The organism is Polaromonas sp. P1_G4, assembly GCF_056405475.1.
Window position 1 is genome coordinate 1 of record NZ_JBFUCA010000161.1, and the last position, 8,124, is coordinate 8,124.

At 64.2% G+C, this 8,124-nt stretch carries 1 protein-coding gene; it reads right to left on the reverse strand.

What is annotated here, in order from left to right; translation table 11 throughout:
• Positions 1–8,124, reverse strand: an 8,124-nt coding sequence (locus tag AC1D1X_RS10160) for a LysM peptidoglycan-binding domain-containing protein (protein ID WP_477698227.1), incomplete at both ends; no start/stop codon positions are given.

Consider the following 8,124-nt stretch of genomic DNA (forward strand, 5'->3'; position numbering starts at 1 on the left):
GCTATGGATCCCGCAGCACCCCCGATAGCGCCGGCGATTGCCATATCTGCCGCCCCATATGTGGCAGCAGATGACAAGGTAACAGTGCCTCCTTCTATGGCGGCAGCGCTGTAAGCAACACCCTCGGGAACGGCATAGTTCATGAGGTAGTACTGTTGCGTCACTGCCGCTACCACGATGACCACAATCACCACAATAATGGCACCAAGTCCACCACAGCCACCATCATCCTGCGCAGGCGGCGGTGGCGTGGGCAGGTTGGGCGTGGTGTCACCCACGATCGCGCTCGGGTCGTAGGGCTTGAAGGTATTGAAGTTGTTGCTCAGCGTCCCCACGCGGTTGGGGATGGTCAGGGTCTGGCCGACCTTGAGGTCGTTGTCGCCCGACAAGCCGTTGGCCTCTGCGATGCGGTACCACAGGGCGCTGTCGCCGAAGGCCCCCTTGGCGATGCTTTGCAGCGTGTCGCCCGGTGCCACGATGTAGATGCCCGGGCTGGCCGACGGGTAGTTTCCGTTGATGGGCTGGTACCCGAAGTTGAAGTCAGCCACGTTAACGCCGCCGGCGGCGTTGCCGTAGCGGCCCAGCACTTCACCGCCAACGATCAGCTGGCGCTGGACCTGGCCGTTCTGGTTGGTGTACAGGGCCTTGCCGGCTGCGTCGTTGATGAAGCTGCGGTTGGCGGCGCCGTTGGTGCTGTCTGTGATGGCGGACAGGTTGCCGTTGACATCGTAGTAGCTGGTGGTAGTACCCGGCTGGAAGTAGCTGCTGCTGCCGTAGACGCTGGCTTCCTTGTAGCCCTCGTAACGCGCCTGGCTGTAGCTGTAGTAGTTGGTGTAGGCCGTGCCATCGTAGTTTTGCAGCGTGTAGCTTTGCAGGTTGCCGGCCGCGTCGTAGCTGCTGTAGTCGATCTCGTACTTGGCGCTGTCGTCGCTCTTGAACACGCGCTGATGCACCAGGCGGCCATTGGCGTCGAAACGGTTGATGCGCGTTTCGGTGCCGCTGGCGCCGGACGCGCCGCCGTTGAGCGCGTTGATGTAACCGACCGGCAGGTGGCCCGCCGGGCCGGTCTGCACACTGCGGTTGGCGCCGTCATAGAAGCGGTAGTCCAGCTGCACGCCGTCGCGCACGACGCCGGTCAGGCGGTTCAGCCCGTCGTAGGCATAGGCCTCCGTCGTCTGGCCCTGGCCCGCGGCGTAGTCTGTGCGGTATACGGGGACCTGCTGGGTCTGGTAGATGATGTTTCCAGATTCGTCCCGTGCGGGGATGGGGTTGCCCGACTCGTCCAGGGCCGGCTGGCCGGATTCATTGAGGACCCAGACCGGAATGCCGGTGCTGACGCTGTTGTAGTGGTCGACCACCTGCACGGCATTGACCCGGTTTCCGTAATAGGTGTCGCTGGTGCGGTTGCCGCTGCCGTCATAGGTGATACGGTGGCCCTGGGCGCCGAGATTGCCCGCGGCGTCCACCGCGTCCACCACGGTCTGGCGGTTCATCGCGTCGTACTGGAAGTAGCGGCTGCTGTCGTTGGCCGTGTCACCGTTGATGACGTGCGTCTGGATGTGCGTGCGGTTGCCCATCTTGTCGTAGTCGATGTTGATGTAGGCATGGGTGTCATTCACCCAGCGCAGGCGGCCCAGGGCGTCGTACRCCATGTGGTTGTCCTGGTAGACGGTGCCGTTCTGCGACATCTGCTCGCGCAACTGATGGCCGGCCAGGTCCCAGGCGTAGCTGGTGACCTTGCCGAGCGCGTAGTCGGTGATGCGGGTGAGCTGTCCGGCGGCGTCGTAGATGTAGCCCAGGCTCTGGCCACGGGTATTGGTCTGCGAAGTCAGCTGGCGCGCGTTGTCGTAGCTGTAGCTGTATTTCGCGCCGCCCAGGTCGGTGTGGCTGTACAGCCGGCCGAAGTAATCGTAGCTCCAGGTGCTGGTGTAGCCGTTGGCGTCGACCTCGCCGGATTTGCGTCCCTGCAGGTCGAAGGTAGCGCGCACCGTCTGGCCCAGCGGCTGGCGGGTGGCCACCACGTTGCCGCGCAGGTCGTAGGTGTAGCTCAGGGTCTCGCCGTTGCCGTTGGTGTCGGTCAGCTTGTTGCCGGCCTGGTCCCAAGTGCTGGACTCCACAATGGCGCCGGTGCCGATGTAGTAAGCGGAATTAGCGCTGTTGACACTGTAGATGCCCACAGCCGGGCGCACGGTGCTGAGCAGGCGGTTGAGTTTGTCGTAGTTAAAGGTGGTGACAAAACCGCGCGCGTCGGTGGCCTTGACGCGGTTGCCGAAGGCGTCGTAGCGGTAACTGGATACGGCGGCGTCCGCGTGGATGTCTTGCACCAGATTGCCGGCGGCATCAAATACCTGGCCGTTGACGTTGCCGTTCGCATCTTTCAGGGCAACCTGGCGGCCCATGCGGTCGTAGTAGATATTGGTCACCGGGCTGCCTGCGCCCTGGTTGCCGCCGCTGTCGGGCTGGATCTGCTGGATCAGCTCATTGCTGGCGTTGTAGCGATAGCTGGTTTTCCAGTTCGCGGAGCGCGGGTCGTTGATCTCCAGCACGTTGCCCCAGCGGTCGGTCTTCTGGTTGATGACCGGGCGAACCCACTGGCTGTCTCCGTTCTGGACGGCGGTTTGCCCCAGCTGGGCACCAGCACTCTGGCTGACCGAGCTGCTGCCCGCTGCCGTCGTATTGCTGGCGTAATACTGCGTCGGGATATAGGTAGAGACCGAATACGGTACGGCGACCACCACATTGCCGCTCCACTGGTAATGCTCGGCCAGTTGCGTGCCGTAGATGTAACCGGTGCTTTCGTCGTATCCGACAACGACCTGGTACGCGATGGGCGGGCCGTAAATAGGCTTGCTCGGGACCGTCATGTACTGAGCCGGGTCCGGCGGCAAATACCACACGTTCGAATACACCGGCGCCTGGTAGCTGTAAGTCGTGGGAACGTAAATCGTCTGGTAGATGATGTTGCCGGATTCATCGCGCGCATAAATCGGCTGCATGCTTTCGTCGTACCCGATGATGATGGGTGGCCCTTGCGTCGGCACCTGCACGGTGTAGTACGCCGTGGTGTAGCTGGTCAGCGTCCACACGGGGTAAGGAACGCCGACAACGACATTACCGCTCCACTGGTAATTGGCACCCAGCACCGTGGTGTAGACGGGTTGGCCGGATTCGTTGTAGGTGACCGTTTGCACCATGACCGGCGCGCTGTACTGGGCGTTCGTGTACCCGGTGATGTAGTTGGCCGGATTGGCCGGGGTGATCCACTGGGTCTGGACGTAGGGCGCGACGACCGCGATCTGGCCGGTGGCGTGCGCGTAGGGAGCTCCCTCCCCGGCGTGTATCCAGAGCAGTTCGTACTCGTAGGTGCCCGCGCCCAGGTTGCTCACGTCGGCGCCATCGTAGCCACCGCCGCGCGGAGCCACCGTACGGACCTGCCAGGCACCAGTGCTGCCGGCCGGCCTGACGCGCAAGACCTGTTCGACGCCTGCGCCCGGGCTTGCCCAGCCGTAAACGCCGGTCTGGACAAAGCCCAGCGGCGCGCTGATGGTTGACAGGGCCGGCATCGCCATCGACAGGTTGCCGGTCGCCGTGGTCCGCGTCGCGGCACCGGGCGGCGTGGTCAGCACCCGGTATTCATAGTTGCCTATACCGAGTGCGGACGCGTCAAAGCGCAACGCGTCGCCGAAATTGGTCAGGGCTACGTTGCTCCAGCCGCCGCTTCCGGCGGTGCCCGCAGGGCGCAGCTGCAGCTGGATGTCGGTCCCGGGGTCGGTGGGCACGGCCACTTCAATGGTGTTGCCGCTATAGCCCAAGCTGGTCTGGTCGCTGATTTGCTGCCAGTTGCCCTGCAGGTCTTTCTTATAGAGACGCAGGCGCGTTACGCTGCCAAGGCCGCCGTTAATGGTGCCGGCAGGATCTTGCCAACTCATGGTGACGCCGCTGGCGCCTTGCTCGGCGGTCAGTATCTGGCTGCGGCTACCCGCGGCGCCGCCGGCTTGCACAACCGTTCCGATGATGTTTCCGGCTTCGTCCCTGGCATAGATCGGCTGGCCGGCTTCGTCGGTGCCAATGATGGTGGCACCCACAAAATTGGTATAGATCGGCGTCACGTAGTCCATGACCACCTTGACGTCGCCGCTGCCCAGGCTTGCGAGGCTGGTCCAGCTCAAGGACACGCTATTGGTGCCGGTCCAGCCCAGGATGTTGCCGGATTCGTCGCGCCCGATGATGCTTGAAGACGAGGAAACATAAGCGTGGGTGGCGTTCTGGCGCACCAGCACTCCGCCTTGCGTCTGCAGGCGCTCGGGCTGCAGCTGCTGTGTCAGATGGCCGATCGCGTCGTAGCGCATGTCGGTGCGGCGCACGTCGGTCAGCGCAGCAACCTGGTCTGCGCTGGTGAAAGCCAGCAGGTTGGTATTGGCCCGGCCTGAGCCGGCGCTGCGGATGTCCGCCGTCTGGTGTCCCTGCAGATCGTAGAGCGCGACCTTGTCGACGCCATCGCCGCCGTTAGTCCGCCAGATGTGGCCGGCGTTGTCATAGTCGAAATACTCCTGCCGCCCGCCATTGACGCCCTTGCGCGTCATCTCGCCGAAGGCGTTGTACTCGACCGCGGTGTCCACCACGCCGGCTTGCGCCTGGCTGACGGTGGTGATGCCGGAGCCGGTCGCCTGCGCGGCGCTGCCTTCCCATTTGGCGATCCAGTTGCCACCAGCATCCTGCTGCCAGATACGTATGTAGCTGAGCTGTGAAATGCCGCCGTCTGTTGCGCTGGCATTTCCCCAGCCTAACGTAACGCCGCCACTCGCGGCAGCGGCGCCGAAATCCTGTACCTGGCTCGCCGCGTGGCTGGGCGTGCCGCCATAGATAATGCCGGACTCGTTGGAGCCGACCGGGCTGTAGGTCGACAGCGTCTGGTAGTCGACCTGGACGCGCACCAAGCCGCCCGCAGCATTGACCAAGCTGGACCACGTCAGGGAAACACTGTTGCTGCCCGCCAGCGTCAGCGATCCCGCCTCATTCGCTACCGTGGTGGCCGAGCCGACCTGCACCGTATTGAGGCCACCCTGCAGCACGGTGGTGGAAGCCGGGTCAATGACGTGGGTCTGGCGGCCCAGCTTGTCGTATTGATAAGCCCGAAACAGTGTTCTGGTGACACCGTCATTGCCCGTGACGGCTTGCCATTCCTTGGCGATGCTGCCATGCGCATCGTAGGAGCTGTAGTGGTTGTAGCCTTGTGCGTCCGCGAGCTGGGTCACATGGCCCGAGCGGTCGAAATATGCCATGGTCTGGCGATCCGCTGCGTCGGCCGTTGCCGCGGTGTAAGCGCTCTCGCTGGCAGCGCTGGCACCCTTGGCAAAGTCGGTCTTGACGACCACGTTGCCGTAGGCATCGCGGCGAAACACCGTCAACGGGGTCAACACGCTGCCGTCGGCCGTGCTTGCCCGTGCAGGGGCCGCAATCGCCGTGACGCGGCCCATGGCGTCATAGTAGCTGTAGGTGGAGGCACCGGCGGCGTCAGTCGTGCGGGTCAGGTTGCCGACGCTGTCGTAGCCGTAGGTCGTACTCAGGTTGCCGCGTACGCTGGTCGCATTGCTGTTGTCGCTGTACTCGACGTTCACCCTGACTTCCGAGGTCTTGCGGTTGCCCCGGTCAAAGATGTATAGCGTGGTCCGGTCGTCGGCGCTGCCAGTGGCGGCCGGCGAGGCAGCGGCGGGAGATGCGCTGTTCCAGCCCGCGATCGCCGTGGCGAATTCGGTGTGCGCGCTGAGGTTTCCAGCGGCGTCGAAAGCCTGGGTGGTCAGGTAGCCCAAGGCGTCCACGCTGGCGGTTTGCTGGCCACGCTTGTCGAAATAGTTGGTGGTGGATGTCCAGGTATCGGTCGCCGGGTTTTTCAGCAAGGCGACGCGGATCAGGTTGCCGAATGCGTCAAAGGTATTGCGGGTGGTTTTTCCCGCAATGAAATACTGGCTGCCGTTGGCGGCGTCCGGGTCGTAGACATAGGTCTGCGGCTCGGTGATCCGGACAGCGCGCCCCACACGGTCATACTGGGTCAGGAGGTTGCGGTCCATGCCGTGGTTGACGCCTGCCCCGTTGACCGCGGCATCGACCTGAGCCACCGACAGGCTTGCAGGGTTGCCGTTCGGCAAAGTCGTCGCCGATCCAAAGCGCACCAGACGGGTGACCTCGCCCATGACATTGCGTGTGTAGCCGGTCACAAAGCCCAGGCTGTCGACCTCATAGCTGACATTGCCAAGCTTGTCATAGGCCTTGTAGCTGAAGTTGCCGGCGACGTCGCGGTTGGCGATGGCGTTTCCCAGCATGTCGTAGCTGACCTGGCTGAACAGCGTCTGCTGCGTTTCAGTACGCGTGGCCAAGCCTGTCGCGCCGTTGGTCGTGAGATTGTCGGTGGCGGCGTTGTACACGCCCACCGCGGGGTAGGTCGTCTTGACCTGCCGGCCGAGGGCGTCGTATTCATAGCTGGTTAGCCGCTGCTCCGCACGCCCGAAAGCTTCAGTGCGGGAAACGAGGTTGCCGAGCGCGTCGTATGCCAGGCGCGTGACAACACCTGCCGCGCCGGAGGCGGTCTCATTGACCTCGAGATTGCCGCCCGCATTCACCACCACGGATGTCAAGGAAACCTGAGGTGAGGTTTCCTGGATGAGGCGACCGCCCGCGTCGTAGTCGTAGGTCCAGGTCGCAGATTTCTTGTTCGTGAAGCTGAGCTTTTCACCCAGTCCGTTGTAGGTATTGGATTCAGTGAAACCCAACGCATCGGTGCTGCCCGTCAGGCGGCCCGCGGCGTCATAGACAAAGCTGCTGCTGCGGTCATTCGCGGCCGAAGCAACGACGGCGCCTGCGATCGCGGTGGCCGTGCCGGCCGTGGCCGCCGGTATGGCCAGGGCGTATTCAGTCACGCCCTTGATGGCGCCGGTGCCGTCGTACACCGTCTTGCGGACATAGCCCAGGGCATCAACACCGTAGACCTGGCGGTTGCTGGCGTCGAACACGCGCTTTTCCACGCGATCGTTCGCCGCGTCAGCCACGAGCAAGGCGCGAACCGCCGCTTCAGAGGCCGTGGCGCCAAGGGTCGACACATTGACGAGCGCGGCATAGCGCTTGAGCTGCACGGCGTTGCCGGCAGCGTCGAATGTTGTTTCGGTGGCCGCGCCGTTGGCATCAATGTCAAAGACTTTTCGGTTGGCCAGGTCGTAGGCAAAGCGCTCGATGCGGTCGTTGGCGGCATCGGGGACCACCGCGGACTGGATCGCCTGGGCGCTGGGCGTGCCGGCTGCCGTGGGCGCCGTCATGGCCGCAGCGTAGCTCAGGCGTTGCGCCACATTGCCATTCCTGTCGTAAACCAATTGTGTGATGCCGCCCAGGGCGTCGACGCTGAAGGTCTGGCGGTTGGCCTTGTCATAGGCGAACACGGTGATGCGGTCGGCGGCGCTGGCCGTGACGCTGGCCGGCGCGGCCGAGCCGGCGATGGCCGTGGCGTACTGGACGGTCTTGACGGTGTTGCCGTTGCTGTCGTAGACGAAACGCGTGACGGCGCCGACGCCGTCGGCACGGTACACCAGCCGGTTGGCCTGGTCGTACACATTGCGCACGCGCACATCGCTGCCGGAAGCCACGACTGCGGCCGTGATGGCCGCAGCGGTGGCAGTGGTTGCCGGCGCTATCGGCCTGGCGTAAGCCAGCCGCTCCAGCACATTGCCGTTGGAGTCGTAGACCTGCTTGACGACGGCGCCGGTTCCGTCGACGGAGAGCACGGCGCGGCCAAGCTGGTCGTACACGGTGCGCAGGCGCTGATCGTGTGCGGCATCGGCGGCCGGTGCGGGAGTCGTGCCAGCCACCCAGGCGCTGCCACCGGACATCGCGACACGGTTTGCATAGGCCACGCGCTCAATGACGTTGCCGGCCGCGTCATACACGTACTTGACCACCTCGCCCAGGGCGTTGACCGTGGCCGTGAGCCGGCCGTCCCTGTCGTAGACGCGGTTCTCCACCAGGTCCGAGCCCGCGGCGGCAAGCACCCTGGCCTGGATTTGCGCCACGCTGGCGGCCGCCGGCAAGCCGGCCATATCCGCCGGTGTGATAGCCGTTGCATAGACCGTGGTCTTGACG